The sequence below is a fragment of the Streptomyces albus subsp. albus genome, assembly GCF_000725885.1.
GTDB classification, from domain to species: domain Bacteria; phylum Actinomycetota; class Actinomycetes; order Streptomycetales; family Streptomycetaceae; genus Streptomyces; species Streptomyces albus.
This window is the reverse complement of sequence record NZ_JODR01000025.1, coordinates 71,165-87,324: the sequence shown is the minus strand read 5'-3', so window position 1 is coordinate 87,324 and position 16,160 is coordinate 71,165. Positions and strand designations below refer to the sequence as shown.

The 16,160-nt window shown below is 72.1% G+C and carries 14 protein-coding genes; 9 read left to right on the top strand and 5 right to left on the bottom strand.

The features are described 5' to 3' along the window. Positions 1–309: 309 nt before the first annotated feature. The 4 genes from IO40_RS0126285 (at position 310) to IO40_RS0126270 (ending at position 4,088) form a co-directional block, all read left to right on the top strand. The gene (locus IO40_RS0126285; protein ID WP_016468049.1) at positions 310–1,563 is read left to right on the top strand and encodes a glycosyltransferase family 4 protein; all 1,254 of its coding nucleotides are present in this window, start codon (positions 310–312) and stop codon (positions 1,561–1,563) included. Next, positions 1,560–2,519, top strand: a complete 960-nt coding sequence (locus IO40_RS0126280) for a hypothetical protein (protein ID WP_016468048.1) — start codon at positions 1,560–1,562, stop codon at positions 2,517–2,519. Before IO40_RS0126285 ends, IO40_RS0126280 begins: the two co-directional genes overlap by 4 nt. An 84-nt stretch (positions 2,520–2,603) precedes the next feature. After that, entirely contained in the window at positions 2,604–3,578 is a 975-nt protein-coding gene (locus IO40_RS0126275; RefSeq protein ID WP_016468047.1) for a helix-turn-helix transcriptional regulator, read from the top strand. A gap of 294 nt (positions 3,579–3,872) precedes the next feature. After that, positions 3,873–4,088 carry a hypothetical protein gene (locus tag IO40_RS0126270; protein ID WP_016468046.1) on the top strand — a complete coding sequence of 72 codons (216 nt, stop codon included), beginning with the start codon at positions 3,873–3,875 and terminating at the stop codon, positions 4,086–4,088. A gap of 128 nt (positions 4,089–4,216) precedes the next feature. On the opposite strand, the gene IO40_RS0126265 is transcribed toward IO40_RS0126270, so the two are convergent. After that, complete coding sequence (locus IO40_RS0126265) at positions 4,217–5,110, bottom strand: phosphatase PAP2 family protein (protein WP_078565642.1); 894 nt, start codon at positions 5,108–5,110, stop codon at positions 4,217–4,219. A gap of 284 nt (positions 5,111–5,394) precedes the next feature. Further along, positions 5,395–6,561: a glycosyltransferase family 39 protein gene (locus tag IO40_RS0126260; protein ID WP_016468044.1), complete on the bottom strand. Its 1,167-nt coding sequence runs from the start codon at positions 6,559–6,561 to the stop codon at positions 5,395–5,397. A 320-nt stretch (positions 6,562–6,881) separates the two neighbouring features. Between IO40_RS0126260 and IO40_RS0126255 the strand changes: the two genes are divergently transcribed. Next, positions 6,882–8,549 (top strand): MFS transporter, encoded by a 1,668-nt coding sequence (locus IO40_RS0126255; RefSeq protein WP_030408881.1) that lies wholly within the window; start codon positions 6,882–6,884, stop codon positions 8,547–8,549. Positions 8,550–8,594: 45 nt separating this feature from the next. After that, on the top strand, positions 8,595–9,779 hold the full coding sequence (locus tag IO40_RS0126250) for an acyl-CoA dehydrogenase family protein (protein WP_016468042.1): 1,185 nt from the start codon (positions 8,595–8,597) through the stop codon (positions 9,777–9,779). A gap of 118 nt (positions 9,780–9,897) precedes the next feature. On the opposite strand, the gene IO40_RS0126245 is transcribed toward IO40_RS0126250, so the two are convergent. Continuing rightward, on the bottom strand, positions 9,898–10,356 hold the full coding sequence (locus tag IO40_RS0126245; protein WP_016468041.1) for a cell division protein SepF: 459 nt from the start codon (positions 10,354–10,356) through the stop codon (positions 9,898–9,900). A 451-nt stretch (positions 10,357–10,807) separates the two neighbouring features. Here IO40_RS0126245 and IO40_RS0126240 point away from each other — a divergent pair, with 451 nt between their 5' ends. Together IO40_RS0126240 and IO40_RS0126235 are read left to right on the top strand one after the other, a co-directional pair. After that, positions 10,808–11,719 carry a S1 family peptidase gene (locus IO40_RS0126240; RefSeq protein ID WP_016468040.1) on the top strand — a complete coding sequence of 304 codons (912 nt, stop codon included), beginning with the start codon at positions 10,808–10,810 and terminating at the stop codon, positions 11,717–11,719. A 450-nt stretch (positions 11,720–12,169) separates the two neighbouring features. After that, on the top strand, positions 12,170–13,213 hold the full coding sequence (locus IO40_RS0126235) for a S1 family peptidase (protein ID WP_030408883.1): 1,044 nt from the start codon (positions 12,170–12,172) through the stop codon (positions 13,211–13,213). Between the two features lie 174 nt (positions 13,214–13,387). Here the strand turns inward: IO40_RS0126235 and IO40_RS0126230 are convergent, their stop codons facing one another. Together IO40_RS0126230 and IO40_RS0126225 are read right to left on the bottom strand one after the other, a co-directional pair. Then, positions 13,388–14,416 (bottom strand): aspartate-semialdehyde dehydrogenase, encoded by a 1,029-nt coding sequence (locus tag IO40_RS0126230; protein WP_016468038.1) that lies wholly within the window; start codon positions 14,414–14,416, stop codon positions 13,388–13,390. Between the two features lie 183 nt (positions 14,417–14,599). After that, positions 14,600–15,238 (bottom strand): TetR/AcrR family transcriptional regulator, encoded by a 639-nt coding sequence (locus IO40_RS0126225; RefSeq protein ID WP_016468037.1) that lies wholly within the window; start codon positions 15,236–15,238, stop codon positions 14,600–14,602. Between the two features lie 127 nt (positions 15,239–15,365). Between IO40_RS0126225 and IO40_RS0126220 the strand changes: the two genes are divergently transcribed. Next, on the top strand, positions 15,366–16,130 hold the full coding sequence (locus tag IO40_RS0126220; RefSeq protein WP_016468036.1) for an SDR family NAD(P)-dependent oxidoreductase: 765 nt from the start codon (positions 15,366–15,368) through the stop codon (positions 16,128–16,130). The last annotated feature ends 30 nt before the right edge of the window (positions 16,131–16,160 follow it).

Genomic DNA, 16,160 nt, shown 5'->3' with positions numbered 1-16,160 from the left:
GAAGTGCGGCCCCGTCCGGCCTTGGTGCCGGGCGGGGCCGCCGCCGTGTGTGCGGCGGGAACGGGCGGCCGGGCCTGTGCGGCGGTGACGGGCGGCCGGGGGTGGAGGGTTCCAGGGCGGGTGCGCGGGGGAGGGGCATGAGGAAGGGCTGGGAGGTTCCGTGTGGAACGTCACAGGAGTGAAACCATTCAGAACTCTTTTGAAACAATTTGCTCAGTGCGCCCAACCTTCGTCGGTACTTAACGGTCTACCTCGGTGACAGGCGGACAGAGGGGGACTGACCGCGAAGTTGCCTGGGACTCGGGTGAAATGCACATTTCATTTCTGCTTCACAACGGGTACGCCATCGGGGGAACCGTCCGTACCACCTACAATCTGGCCCGCTGTCTGGCCGAGCAGCACGATGTCGAAGTCGTCTCGGTCTTCCGGACCCGCGACCGCCCCGTCTTCGACCCGGGGCCCGGCGTGGCGCTCCGCCCCCTGGTGGACGTCCGCGGGGGACGGGACCCGGCCCGGCTCGGCCCCGAACACGCGCTCCCGGCCCGGATCTTCCCCGAGGCCGACGGCAAGTACCCGATGTACAGCGCCCTGACCGACCGCCTCATCGGGGAACACCTGGCCGGCACCGAAGCCGACGTCGTCATCGGCACCCGGCCCGGCCTCAACGCACACATCGCCCGCCAGACCCGCCGCGGCCCCGTGCGGCTGGGCCAGGAGCACCTCACCCTCGCGACCCATTCCCGCCGCCTGAAACTGGTACTGCGCAGCGTCTACCCCCGGCTCGACGCACTGACCACCGTCACCGAGGCCGACGCCGCCGACTACCGCCGCAGGCTCCGTCTCCCCGGTGTCCGGGTCGAGGCCGTGCCCAACAGCGTGCCGGAACCCTGCGTCACCCCTGCCGACTGCACCAGCAAATGGGTCGTCGCCGCCGGCCGGCTCGCCCCCGCCAAACGCTACGACCTGCTGATACGGGCCTTCGCCAAAGTGGTGGCCGAGCGGCCCGACTGGCGGCTGCGCATCTACGGAGGCGGCCGGGAGCGGGGTGCGCTGCGCTCCCTCATCGACGAGCTGGGCCTCTACAACAACGTCTTCCTCATGGGACCCATCCACCCCATCGAACCGGAGTGGGCCAAAGGGTCCATAGCGGCCGTCACCTCCAGCCTGGAGTCGTTCGGCATGACCATCGTGGAAGCCATGCGCTGCGGCCTTCCCGTCGTGGCCACCGACTGTCCGCACGGCCCGGGCGAGATCATCCGCCCGGGCGTGGACGGGCAGCTCGTCCCCAGCGGCGACGAGGACGCCGTCGCCGCGGCCCTGCTCGGCCTCATCAACGACGACGGCATGCGCCGCCGCATGGGCCGGGCGGCACTCGCCGACTCCGCACGCTTCGACCCGGCCCGGATAGGGGCCAGGTACGAGTCGATGATGCGTGAGCTCGTCAGCAAAGGCAGCCGCGGGCTGCACCGCACCCGCGCCTCGCTGCTGAGCGGGGCCTACGCAGTCAAGGACGCGCTCACCGGCACGGGGCCGGGGGCGTTCCAAGGAGGACGCACAGCATGAGCGGCAGCACCACCACCCGCACCGAACCGGGCGCCGGGCAGCACGACGCGCCCGCGCCGCTCCCCACCGCCGCGGGGGAGCCGCACCACCCGCCCTCCGGGCGGACGGCGACGCCCCGCTCCGGCCCGGTCGCCGACTGCACCGCCGACAGCGCCGGGGGCCTGACCTTCGACGTGACCGTGCCGGCCGCGGACGCGCACGGCGAGGACGCCGGGCTGCTGCTGCGCCGCCGTCCCAGCCCCTCCGGCGAGACCGAGGAGGTGAGGCTCCCGCTGTCCCCCGTGCAGGGCGCCGCCCCCGGCACGCTGCGCGCGGCCCTGCCCAGCACCGTGCCGCTGAGCGAGGGGCGCTGGAACGTCTTCCTCGTCCTGCCCGGGGCGCAGCCGCGAAGACTGGCGCCCGGCGTCAACGACCTGCGCTCCCTGGTCGACCGTGTGCCGCAGGAGAGCCGCACCTGGCTGGGCGTGCGCATCCCCTACGCCACCAAGAACGGCAACCTGAGCGTCCGCTCCTGGATGCGCTGGCCGCACGCCGAGGCGGACTCCCTCCACGTCCACGACGGCGGACTGCGGCTGACCGGACGGCTCTACGGCGCCGAACTGGCGGCGAGTGCCGTGCTGGAGGCCCGGCCGCGGCGCGGCGAGCACAAGCCCGTCCAGACGCCGGTGACCGGCCAGGGCGCCGACCAGCGGGAGTTCACCGCCACGCTGCCGTACGGTCCGCTGGCCGGGCACCGGCTGTGGGACCTGTGGCTGCGTCCCGCCGCCGACGCGGAGGGGGTACGCGTCGCCCGCATCCTGGACGACGTACCGGACAAGAAACGGATCTTCACCTACCCCGCGCACCCGGTGGCACCGCCCGAGGCCGCGACGGAGGAGGAGACCGGGCTCGTGGCGAAGCCGTACTACACCCTCAACAACGACCTGGCCGTACGGGTCGACCGCGTCACCCCGTGACGGCGGCGCCCGGTCCGCACCGGGCGCCGTGTCCCCCGCCGTCCGCGGACAGCCCCTGACCGCGAGCGGTGCCAGACTCTGCGCATGCTGGAGACCTCGGCACGCCTGCTACGGCTGCTCTCACTGCTGCAGACACACCGCGACTGGTCCGGGCGCGACCTCGCCGAGCGGCTCGGCGTCAGCCCGCGCACCGTGCGCCGTGACATGGAACGGCTCCGCGAGCTGGGCTACCCCGTCCACTCCACCAGCGGCACGGCGGGCGGCTACCAGCTGGGGGCCGGCGCCCGGCTGCCGCCGCTGCTGCTGGACGACGAGGAGGCCGTCGCCGTGGCGGTGGGGCTGCGCGGTGCGGCCGGCGGTGCCATAGCGGGCATCGGCGACTCCTCGGCCCGCGCCCTGGCCAAACTCGAACAGGTGCTTCCGCACCGGCTGCGGCACCGTGTGGGCGCGCTGACCGAGGCCACCGTGCCCATGGTCGGGCCGCGCCGGGAGACCGCCGTCGGCCCGGAGGTACTGACCGAACTGGCGCACGCCTGCCGTGATAACCAACAGCTCCGCTTCCGGTACGAGACGCACCAGGGAAGCTCCTCGGGGCGCACCGTCGAACCGCACCGGCTGGTGACCACACACCACCGCTGGTACCTGGTCGGCTGGGATCTGGGACGGGACGACTGGCGCACCTTCCGCGTCGACCGGATCGTCCTCACGCCGCCGCACGGGCCGCGGTTCACACCGCGCACGCCCCCCGCCGAGGACCTGGCGGCGTGGGTGTCCCAGGGCGTGTCCACCCGGGTCTACCCCGAGCAGGTCACCGTGCTGCTGCGCGTTCCCATGGAGCGGGCGGCGGAGAGCATCTCGATGTCGGCTGGCACCCTGGAGCCGGTGGACGGGCACAGCTGTCTGCTGCGCACCGGCGGTCACTCCCTCCAGGCGGTGCTCGTCCACGTGCTGATGCTGGGGCACGACTTCGAGGTGCGGGAACCCGCCGCGCTGCGCGACCATGTCGCTGGCCTGCGCGACCGGCTGGACCGCGCGCTGGGGCCGAACCCCGCCCTGTGAGAGCGCACGCGAGGGCCCTTCGGAGTGTGTGCGATGACCCTTCGGTCACCTCTTCCGACAGTCCGCGGGTCGCCTTCCCTTACTGTTCGTGAATTCATGCCGCTTCCTTTTCGGCCGGGCATTCCGGTGGCCCGTACGGAATACGGAATCCGTCGAATTCACGGTGCCGGGAGGGCACGTACGGGTGACACCGGCAACGGGGCTCCGTGTACCGAGCGTTGTGACACAAGCGTGACGACCCCGCGGTGGAGGCGCTACTTCCGGCTGCCCGCACCGTGCGCATACGGTGGCCGCATGGCACCCGAATCCGCGAAGCAGCAACTGCCCGACGACGACCCGGAGTCCTATGTGGGGCTGGCCGCGCAGGAGGCCGAACGGCGTGCCCGGGAGCGCGGCTGGACCACCGTCCGTCAACTGGAGCCGGACGCGATCATCACCATGGAGTACGTCGTGGGGCGGCTCAACCAGGCGGTGCGGGACGGTCAGGTGGTGCGCTGCTGGCCGGGCTGACCCGTGCGCGGGGGAGTTACGCGTACGCGCACGGTACGGGGGCGTACGCCCCGCGTGCGGGGTGACGGCGGACCGGACGTGCCACCGTTGTGCCGGACGCCCGGGGAGGGCGAGGGAGAAGGGCCGGGTCAGTAGCGGGAGGCGGGGGCGTGCGCCTCGTCCGCCGTACGCGGCAGCGCGGTACGGGCACCGTTGCCCGGTTCCTGGGCCGGCACCCGGGAGCCCACCAACTTGCGGGTGGAGACGGGCTGCCCGGCGGGGGAGGGCGAGCTGGAGGAGACGGGTGCGCCCGCCGTCATGAAGCGGTCACGCAGCGCGAGGAGGAAGGCCTCCACCCGGGCGATGGCGGGCTCCCCCCAGGGCAGCCCCAGCAGGATCAGCAGCCCGGCGGCCCAGCCCAGCAGGACGTCGCTCACCCAGTGCGTACCGAGGTAGACCGTCGTGGCGCCCACACCGAGCGCGAAGACGGCACCGATGACCGAGAGCCATCTGCGGGCCCGGGGGGTGGTGGCCAGATAGGCGAGGATGCCCCAGGTCACGACCGCGTTGGCGGTGTGGCCCGAGGGGAATATATCGCCGCCGGACCACAGTTCGGCCGAGCCGATCTCGGTCGCGTAGTGCGGTCCCAGGCGGCCCAGGCCGATCTTGACTGCGCCGACCGACGCGTTGAGCGTCAACAGGGCGAACCCCAGTGCCAGCAGTGGGCGCAGTGTGCGCTGCCGCCAGGAGCGCCAGCCCAGCCAGGCGGCCACCAGCACGGCTGTGGGGCCGCGCTGTCCGAGCACCACGAAGGCGTCGAGGAAGCCGTGCACGGCCGGCCACTGCTTGTACGGGCGGAAGAGCATGACCTGCCAGTCGAGCTGGACGAGCCATGTCGTGCCCAGGACGGCGACCACGATCGCCAGATAGAGGGCGACCGTGACGCTGAACAGACCCAGCCGGACGCGACTCATCCGCGGGAACGGGCCGCACGGACGGTGCGGCTCCTGCTCCAGCCGGGAGAAGATTCGGTCGGTACGCACCTAATCGAGATTACCGCGCGTGAAGAGCGCGTTCGGCGAGGGCGGGCTCTTCGTGATGCCGATGTGATGTGCAAAAGGGCGCGCCCCGGGCTTAGGTTCTGTTTATCTCGGTCGATTCCCGGGCCGATTGATTGCACCGTCCAACCCGCGGAGCGACTTTCGTCACAGGCGGTCCGCTGTATTCGCCGTCATTCCGCCATTCCTGTCATTCACCGTTGCGTCGCACGGATTTCGCCGTGCCGCCCGGCGTGGTTCGGCGACGGCGGCGGGCCCGGCCATGGCCGTCACGGCGGGCCCGAGCCGTTCAGCCACCAGGCGCCGTAGACAGCGGAACCGGCCGCCAGCGTGCCCAGCAGCACGGCCGCGTGTGCCGTGCGGCGCCGGGCCAGCCAGGCCGCGGGCGGGACGAGCAGCGGAAACGCGGGGAGCAGCAGCCGCGGTTTGGAGCCGAAGTAGCCCTTGGCGCACAGGGCGAGTGTCACCACGATGCCCGCGTACACCAGCAGCGCCGGCGGCTGCCGCTGCCTCACCGCCAGCACGTACAGCCAGATCACCAGGGCGACCCCGGCGAGCAGACCGATGCCGCCGACGACCGTGCCGGTCAGGTTCTGCCAGATGAAGACGGCGAACGCCCGCCCCCCGTCGAAGCCGTTGCCCCACTGGCCCTGGACGTCCAGGTATCCGGTGACGCTCCCGGTCCTGACTCCCACCCAGACGAAGTACCCGCACCAGCCCAGCGGGGCCAGCAGCAGTCCCGCGGCCATCCGCCGGTCCGGTCCGCGCCGCTCGCGCCGCAGCGTGAGCAGCGCCGCGATCCACACGGCGGCGACCACGGCGGCGCCCACCGGCCGGGTCAGCCCGGCCAGTGCCGCCAGCGTGCCCGCCCACACCCAGCGGCCGGTCAGCACCGACCACAGCGCCCACGCGGCGAGCGCCGTGAACAGCGACTCGCTGTAGGCCATCGACTGGACCACACCGACCGGCAGCGCCGCCCACAGCACCGCCAGGCAGATCCCGGCGCGCCGCCCGTGCAGCCGCTCCCCGATCAGGTACAGCGCCCAGGCGGCGGTCAGCGAGGCGATCCAGCTCACCAGCAGCCCCGCATCGGCCGCGGACAGCGGCGAGGCCTCGGCCAGGCCCCGCTCCAGCCCCGGCAGCAGCGGGAAGAACGCCAGATCGGAGTGGACGCCGCCGTCGGGGAGCCGCACCTGGTAGCCGTACCAGCCCTCGGCGATGCGCGTGTACCACAGCGAGTCCCAGCGGGCCGTCAGCAGGGTGTGGGCGTCGGCCCCGCGGACGGCGCTCCACAGCGCGAGCACGGCCAGGCCGAGCGCGCGGACTCCCGCGTACGCCAGCAGGGCGGCGGCGGGCCGGCGCCACGCCTTCGCGCGGACGTCCGGGGAGACGCCCCCACGTGTCGAGGGGTGGCCGGGGTCGGCGAGGTCAGTCATCCGGACGATTATTGGCCACCGCGGAGCCGGTCCGGACAGCGGGACGCAAACCGTACGTGACCAGGCGGCATGCGAAAACCGCAGGAAATCCGCCGCCATACCCGGGCGCGTACCGGGCAGATGCACCCACGGCCATCCACTCGTTGAATGGGGGAGAGGTGGACGCCCGCTACGACTCGCGTACGCTAACCGGAACTCGCCCCTCTTCCACCGGGCCGGAGCCGACGCCGTACGGGCCTCGCGGGCAGACCACCGCGCCCGGACAGCCGTCCCCACCCCAAGGCTCGCCCGCGGGTGCGAGAGCAACAGGAGGTGCGTACATGCCTGGGACGACCACGGCCATATCACGGCAGGCGGCGGACGTCCCCGAACCCGGAACCGGCCGGCGGCGGACGAAGGCGGGTCCGAACCGGTGGGTCGTGCTCGTCGTCCTGTGCGCCAGCCTGCTGCTGGTCGCCATCGACGCCACCGTGCTGCACGTGGCCGTCCCCGCCGTCTCGGAGGACCTGCGGCCCGGTTCCATCGAGCTGCTGTGGATCGTGGACGCCTACCCGCTGGTGTGTGCCTCCCTGCTCATCCTCTTCGGCACGCTCGGTGACAAGGTCGGCACCAGACGGGTCCTGCTGTGCGGGTACGCGCTCTTCGCCGTCGCCTCCGCGCTGGCCGCCTACTCCCAGAGCGCGAGCGTCCTGATCGGCGCCCGCGCGCTGCTCGGCGTCGGCGGCGCCATGATCATGCCGGCCACCCTCTCGATCCTCCGCCAGGTCTTCCCCGACCGCCGCGAACGGGCGCTGGCCGTCGGCGTGTGGAGCGCGGTGGCCGCGGTGGGGGCCGCCGTCGGTCCCCTGGTGGGCGGGCTGCTGCTGGAGCACTACTGGTGGGGTTCGGTCTTCCTGATCAACCTTCCGCTGATGGCCGTCAGCCTCCCGCTGGGCCGCTGGCTGCTGCCCGAGTCCGTCAGCGGCAGCGACGGCCCCTGGGACGTGCTGGGCGCCCTGATGGCGGCGGCCGGCCTGTTCGGCGTCATCTTCGGCGTCAAGCAGGCCGGCGGCGGTGAGGGGCTCAGCCCGCTGTGCTGGCTGCCGCTGGCGGCCGGTGCCGCACTGATCGCCCTGTTCGTCCGCCGGCAGCGCCGCCGCCCGCACCCCCTCATCGACTTCGGCAGCCTCACCCGGGCCGCCTTCGGCACCTCCGTGGGCTGCATCGTGCTGACGGTGCTGGCGCTGGTCGGCCTCGCCCTGATCGCAGCCCAGTACCTCCAGCTCGTACTGGGGCTCTCCCCGCTCCAGACCGGGCTGCGGCTGCTGCCGCTGTCGGTCGCCGCCATCGCGGCCGGACTGCTCGGCTCCCGGCTGCTGTCGCTGCTGGGGCCGCGCCTGATGGTCGCGCTCGGCTTCGTGGCCACCGCCGTCGCCGTGCTCTGCCTGACCGGGGTGGGGCAGCACGACCGGCCCGGCCTGCTGGTCGGCGGCTTCGTGCTGCTGGGCTTCGGGCTGGAGACGACCCTGTTCGGCTGCTACGAGTCGATGCTCAGCGAGGCGCCGCCCGAGCAGTCCGGTGGCGCGGCGGCCGTCGGCGAGACCGCCTACCAGCTCGGCGCCGGCATCGGCATCGCCCTGCTCGGCAGCGTCATGAACGCCGCGTACGGGCCCGGCGTGCGGGACGCCGCCGGCCGCTCGGGCATCCCGGCGAGCGCGGGCGCGGACGCCAGCCACTCGCTGGGCGAGGCGTACGAGGTCGCCGGCCATCTCGGCGGCGGCGCGGGCGAGGCGCTGCGGGCGGCGGCGCGTTCCTCCTTCGTGACGGGGCTGCACGTCACACTGCTGGTGAGCGCGGTGCTCCTGCTGGCGGGTGCGCTGGCCGCGCTGCGGCTGCCGCGCCGGATGGACGGTGCGCAGCCGGAGCCCGGGGACGAGGGGGAGCGGGGCGCCGGGGAGGCGGACGCGGGCGGTGGCCGCCCCTTGTCGGAGGGCGTTACCCAGTCGTAGCGTCAGCCGGACAGCCGTGATCGTTCCCTTCCGGAGGCGCCGCCCATGAGCACGACGTCAGCGTTCGACGCGCACGACCCGCTGGGGCTCGACGACCTGCTCGACGACGAGGACCGTGCCGTACGCGACACCGTGCGGGCCTGGGCGGCCGACCGCGTCCTGCCGCACATCGCCGACTGGTACGAGCGCGGCGAACTGCCCGGCGTCCGCGAGCTGGCCCGTGAACTGGGCTCCCTCGGTGCGCTGGGCATGTCCCTGACCGGGTACGGCTGTGCGGGGGCCAGCGCCGTCCAGTACGGTCTGGTCTGTCTGGAGCTGGAGGCCGCCGACTCCGGCATCCGCTCCCTGGTCTCCGTCCAGGGCTCGCTGGCCATGTACGCCCTCCACCGGTTCGGCAGCGAGGAGCAGAAGCAGCGGTGGCTGCCGTCGATGGCCTCCGGCGAGGTCATCGGCTGCTTCGGCCTGACCGAGCCCGACCACGGCTCCGACCCGGGCGGCATGCGCACCCACGCCAAGCGTGACGGCTCCGACTGGGTGCTCACCGGCCGCAAGATGTGGATCACCAACGGCTCGGTGGCCGGGGTCGCCGTCGTCTGGGCCCGCACCGACGAGGGGATCCGGGGCTTCGTCGTCCCCACCGACAGCCCGGGCTTCTCCGCCCCCGAGATCAAGCACAAGCTCTCCCTGCGCGCCTCCGTCACCAGCGAACTCGTGCTGGACGAGGTGCGGCTGCCGGCCGACGCGGTGCTGCCCGGCGCACAGGGGCTGCGCGGTCCGCTCAGCTGTCTGAGCCATGCCCGCTACGGCATCGTGTGGGGCGCCATGGGCGCGGCCCGTACCTGCTTCGAGGCGGCGCTCGGCTACGCCAAGGAGCGGGAGCAGTTCGGCAGGCCGCTGGCCGGCTTCCAGCTCACCCAGGCCAAGCTGGCCGACATGTCGGTGGAACTGCACAAGGGGCTGCTGCTCGCCCACCATCTGGGGCGGCGGATGGACGCGGGGCTGCTGCGGCCGGAACAGGTCAGCTTCGGCAAGCTGAACAACACGCGGGAGGCGATCGAGATCTGCCGCGTCGCCCGGACCGTGCTGGGGGCGAACGGGATCTCCCTGGAGTACCCGGTGATGCGGCACAGCACGAATCTGGAGTCCGTGCTGACGTATGAGGGCACCGTGGAGATGCACCAACTGGTGCTGGGCAAGGCCCTGACGGGCGTGGACGCCTTCCGGGGCTGAGCCTTCCGGGGCGTCTGCGGGCGGGGGCGGGGTACGCGGGCCCGCTCCCGGGGGCGGAACGGTGAAGGGGCGGGACCGGGGGGCGGGTCCCCTCCCTTCCGCCGTCCCGGCGTGGGGCTCAGCTCTGGTTGAAGAAGCCGCCGGGGTCCCGGCGGTCCTCGCTGGTCACGACGCTGTAGTCGGGAGGCGTCAGCAGGAAGACGCGGTTGGCGACGCGCTCGATGGAACCGCGCAGCCCGAAGGTGAGCCCGGCGGCGAAGTCGACGACGCGCTTGGCGTCGCCGGGGTCCATGGCGGTGAGGTTGACGATGACCGGCACCCCGTCGCGGAACAGTTCGCCGATGCCCCGCGCGTCGCGGAAGCAGTCCGGGCTGACCGTGGCGATCTTGGTGCCCTGGCCGTGCGCCGTCTCGGCGGTGACCTGGACCCGGGGGTCGGTGACCCACGGGTCACGTGCGGCGTCCCCGGGCTCCGGCCCTCCGGCCGGGCCGTCGTCCCCGTCGGCGTAGTCGTAGTAACGCATCTCGCTGTCGTCGACGAGGCCCAGCCAGGCACTCGCCTTGCGCACCGATCCCATGGACGCCTCCTTTCCTCTGCGCGGTGTCCCACTGTTCCTGGCGCTCCGCTGCGGGTCCGCAACACCTATGGTCGTCCATGATGCTGATGGAGCGCCAAGCGGATACCCATAGCGTCCGGGTTTCGTGACGGTACTGGTGCAGAACATATGGCGCTCTATCAGGAATGTTGTACAGAACGACCGGTGACGGGGACGGAATCAACCGCCTTGTCCCGTTTCCGGCCGGTTTGGCTTGCTGCCAAAGACCCCCGAGCGAGCGACTCCCCGCGCACAGTTCCCGGTTGACCCGGCGTCGAACCAGGTCTCTCTCCTCCCCGCTCCGCCCCGTCTCAAACGGCGGACCTCACACGGCGCGTCCGAAAGCGGCCCTTGCCGGACTCGAAAACCGATGCGAATACTCCATGCAGCGTTTGTCAGGAGCACGCTTTGATTTCCCTGATCGGGAGGAAAAGTGAGGATCAAGCGCACCACAGCGGACACCGGCACGGACCACCGCAGACGTAACCGGCTGATCGCCGCCGCGACCGGTCTGGTGGCGGTCGGGGCCCTCGTCGTACCGGCCACCGCCTCCGCACAGGCTCCGTCCCCCCACACCTACTCGGCGACCCAGCTGAGCGCGGCCGGCGACGCCGTGCGCTCCGCCGACGTGGCGGGCACCGCCTGGCACGTCGACAAGGACAGCGGCACGGTCGAGGTCACCGCCGACAGCCGCGTCTCCAGCGCCGACCTGGCGCGGATCCGGCAGGCCGCGGGCAAGAACGCGGGTGCCCTTCGGATCGAGCGGGTCAAGGGGACGTTCAAGAAGTACGTCTCCGGCGGGGACGCGATCTACGCCGGCCAGTACCGCTGCTCGCTCGGCTTCAACGTCCGCAAGGGCGACACCTACTACTTCCTGACCGCCGGTCACTGCACCGAGGGCGGCGGCAACTGGTACACCGACTCCGGGCACTCCACCCTGATCGGTCCCACCTCCGGGTCGAGCTTCCCCGGCAACGACTACGGTCTCGTCCGCTACAGCTCGAACGTCGCCCACCCGGGCACGGTCGGCAGCGTGGACATCACCGGCGCGGGCAACGCGACCGTCGGACAGACCGTCACCCGGCGCGGCAGCACCACCGGTACCCACAGCGGCCGGGTCACCGCCCTCAACGCCACGGTCAACTACGGCGGCGGCGACATCGTCTCCGGGCTGATCCGCACCACGGTGTGCGCGGAGCCCGGTGACAGCGGCGGCCCGCTCTACGCGGGCGGCACCGCGCTCGGTCTCACCTCGGGCGGCAGCGGCAACTGCTCCAGCGGCGGGACGACCTTCTTCCAGCCGGTCCGCGAGGCCCTCGACGCGTACGGTGTGAGCGTCTACTGACCCCCTCTGTACGCCGCACGATCGTGTGCCCGTGCACGCCCCCTGGGTGCGTGCGCGGGCACACTCGTGTTTCCGGTGCGCAGAACCGTTCGAAGAAGCGGCGCCGAAATCCGGTCGGGGGACAGCGATTACCGGCCAGGTCTACACCTCACCGCACGAACATGCGGTGTCGCGCGGGGTGTTCGACGGGGTGGACGTCGCGGACACGAGGGGATGTTCGGCACCTTGACAGGGCGACCGAACTTCCGGTCGGGTGACGCGATTCGAACCTTGTGCGAGTGCTCGGCGCCTCGCAATACTCGGCGGCACAAGTTGGCATGGACGCGACTTCTTTTCGGGTAAGAGGCCCGTGTCCGCACTTCCTCCGGGACCGCCCACCACCCTCGGGCGGCCCAACCCCCCACTGGAGGTTCCACGTTGTCACAGCACCGACGCGTACCCAAGCGCCGTATGGTCCTCGCCGGCGCGGCAGTCGCCGCACTCGCCGCCGGGGCACTGACGGCCACCACGGCCAACGCCTCCCAGGAAACCCCCACCGCCAAGACCCTCTCCGCGGACTCCGCCGCCCGGCTCGCCACCAAGGTGACCTCCCAGATCAAGGGTGACGCGGGCTCCTACTACGACGCGGCGGCCAGGAAACTCGTCGTCAACGTCACGAACCAGGCGGCCAAGGAGAAGGCCGAGGCGGCCGGCGCCCGGGCCAGGATCGTCGAGCACACCATGGCCCAGCTCGACAGCGCCAAGGACGCCCTCACGGCGAAGAACATCCCCGGCACCGCGCGCGCCGTCGACGTCAAGACCAACAAGGTCGTCGTCACCGCCGACAAGACGGTCAAGGGCGCCGCGCTGGCCAAGCTCCAAAAGGCGGTCAAGGCCCAGGGCGGCAAGGCCGAACTCAAGCGCACCGACGGCAAGTTCACCACCAAGATCGCCGGTGGCGACGCGATCTGGGGCAACGGCGGCCGGTGCTCCCTCGGCTTCAACGTCACCACCGCCGACGGCAAGCCCGGCTTCCTGACCGCCGGACACTGCACCACCGCCATCTCCAGCTGGTCCGACAGCCAGGGCGGCCAGGAGATCGCCAAGAGCGGCGACGGCAAGTTCCCGGGCAACGACTACGGAATCGCCACCTACACCGGTGACACCGACCACCCCAGTGAGGTCAACCTCTACGACGGCGGCACCCAGGCCATCTCCGGTGCCGGCGAGGCCCAGGTCGGCCAGAAGGTCACCCGCAGCGGCAGCACCACCCAGGTGCACGACGGCACGGTCAAGGCCGTGAACGCCTCCGTCACCTACCCGGAGGGCACCGTCAACGGGCTGATCCAGACCGACGTGTGCGCGGAGCCCGGCGACAGCGGCGGCTCCCTCTTCGCCGGCGACAAGGCGCTGGGCCTCACCTCCGGCGGCAGCGGCGACTGCTCCTCCGGCGGCGAGACCTACTTCCAGCCGGTGCCCGCCGCGCTCGACGCGCTGGGCGCCAAGATCGGCTGAGGCCGGCCCCGGCACAACCGTGAACGGCGCCGTGACGCGCGGCGGCGCCACCCACCCCCCACAGCGGAACCCCCCGGACACACGTCCGGGGGGTTCCGTCGTTCCCGCGGGAGGAGCCCCGGCTCGGCACGTCGGCACGGCCCGGCGGCTCCGGCGGCTCGATCAGGGGGTGGCTCAGCCCAGCTCGGCCGCGACCAGCTCGGCGATCTGCACCGCGTTGAGCGCGGCGCCCTTGCGGAGGTTGTCGTTGGAGAGGAACAGCGCCAGACCGTGCTCCACCGTCTCGTCGGCACGGATCCGGCCCACGTAGCTGACGTCCTCGCCCGCCGCCTGGAGCGGCGTCGGGATCTCGGACAGCTCCACACCCGGTGCCCCGACCAGCAGCTCGGCGGCCCGCTCGGGGCTGATCGGACGCGCGAAGCGGGCGTTGACCTGGAGCGAGTGGCCGGTGAAGACCGGGACACGCACACACGTGCCGGAGACCTTGAGGCCGGGGATGTCCAGGATCTTGCGGCTCTCGTTGCGGAGCTTCTGCTCCTCGTCCGTCTCGGCCAGACCGTCCTCGACGATCGAGCCGGCCAGCGGCAGCACGTTGAAGGCGATCGGCCGCTTGAACTTGTCCGGCTCCGGGAAGTCCACCGCGCCGCCGTCGAAGGTCAGCCTGGCCGCGTCGTTCTCCACCGCCTTGCGGGCCTGTCCCTCCAACTCGGCGACGCCCGCCAGGCCGCTGCCCGAGACCGCCTGGTACGTCGCCACGACCAGGGCCGTCAGCTGGGCCTCCTCGTGCAGCGGGCGCAGTACCGGCATCGCGGCCATCGTGGTGCAGTTCGGATTGGCGATGATGCCCTTGGGGCGCGTCCGGGCGGCCTGCGGGTTCACCTCGGAGACCACCAGCGGCACCTCGGGGTCCATCCGCCAGGCCGAGGAGTTGTCGATGACGACCGGGCCCTGCGAGGCGACCTTCTCGGCGATGGCCTTCGACGTGGCACCGCCCGCGGAGAACAGCACGATGTCCAGCCCGGTGTAGTCCGCCGTGGCCGCGTCCTCGACGGTCACCTCACCGTCCTGCCACGGCAACGTCCGGCCCGCGGAGCGGGCGGAGGCGAACAGGCGCAGTTCGTCGACCGGGAAATTGCGCTCGGCCAGAATCTCGCGCATCACTGTGCCGACCTGACCGGTGGCTCCGACAATCCCGACCTTCATGGGGCTCCTTCTGCTGATCGCGCGGCCATGATCCCTTGGGCGTGGCCGCGCCGGTCCGTCCGTGTCCCGCGTGCCCCTACCCTGCCGGGGCCCGGGTACGGGACGCCGGCGGTTTGATTTCGGTCACAGACGACCCGGCCGGACACCGTGGCGCCCGGTCCGGCCACCCCTGGCCGGGTGCGGCTACGCGCGGGGCGTGCGCAATCCTGCGGTCAGCCCCCGCAGACAGCGTACGGCGATCGCGGCCGGACCCCGCTCCGGGTCGCCGGGCTCCGCCTGGGTGGTGGCCCAGGTCTCCATCGCGATCCGCATGGCCGCGTTGGCCGCCGCCGCCGTCATCCGCAGCTCCAGCGGGTCCGTGCCCGGCCGGGCGAGCCGCTCCAGCACCGGGACCAGTGCTTCCTCCGTCTCGGCGTGCACCCGCAGCCACACCGAGCGCAGCGCCGGATCGCCGGGGACGGCGCGCAGCAGTCCCCGGGTGCTCTCCAGCGCCTCGGCCTGGAACGCCGCGTGCGGCCCTTCCGGGGCCAGGGCGGAGCGCACGGCCCGCTCCAGCGCCTCGGTCACCGACAGCCGGGCCGGGGCGGCGGCCAGATCCGCCAGCCACTGGTGCACTCCGCCGGTCAGCAGCGGGGTGACCGCCTCCTCCTTGGTGCGGAAGTAGCGGTAGAAGGTGCGCAGCGAGACCCCCGCCGCCTTGGCGATGCCCTCCGCCGTGACGCCCGCCGCGCCATGGGCGGAGAACAGTGCGGCGGCGTGCCGGGCGATCTCCCGCTCGGTCTCGGCCTTGCGGCGTTCGGTGAGGGAGGGACGGGTGGTCATGGTCCGAAGCGTACGACAGCCCTGGAGACGCAATACACGTTGCGCCTTCATGGCACGTTGTGCCACACGGGCGTACCGTGGCAGCGACAGCATCCACAACAGCAGAGCAGTGGAAGAAGGAGCAGCCATGAACCGCTTCGACGGCCGCAAGGTCCTCATCACCGGCGCGGGCTCCGGCATCGGCCAGGCCACCGTCCTCCGGATACTCGAAGAGGGCGGCACCGTCGTCGGCGCCGACATCTCCGAGAAGGGCCTGGAGAAGACCGGCGCCCTGGCCGCGGAGGCGGGCACCGGCGGGCGCCTGACCACCGTCACCGTCGACATCTCCGACGAACAGTCCGTGCGGGACGGGATCGGCGGCGCCCTCGACGGCCTCGGCGGACTGGACGTCCTCGTCAACGCCGCCGGCATCCTCGACTCCCGGCACACCGAGACGATGACCCTGGAGTTCTGGAACCGGATCATCGGCGTCAACCTCACCGGCACCTTCCTGATGACCCGGCAGGCGCTGCCCGCACTGCTGGAGAGCGGCAAGGGCGTGATCGTCAACTTCAGCTCGACGTCGGCGTCCTTCGCCCACCCCTACATGGCGGCCTACGCCGCGACCAAGGGCGGCATCCAGTCCTTCACGCACGCCATCGCCTCCGAGTACAGCAAGCGGGGGCTGCGGGCCGTGTGTGTCGCGCCCGGGTCCATCGCGTCCGGGATGACGCACAACCCCGGGCTGCCGAAGGACACCGACTACGAGCTGCTGGCCAAGCTCTCGCCCGCGCTGGGGGAGGGCTTCGCCGGACCGGAGACCGTCGCCGGTGCGATCGCCATGCTGGCCAGCGACGACGGTGCCTTCATCACCGGCACCGAGCTGCGCATCGACGGCGGCACCCACATGTGAGGGCTGCCCTGGGGAGGGCGGCCGGTGCGC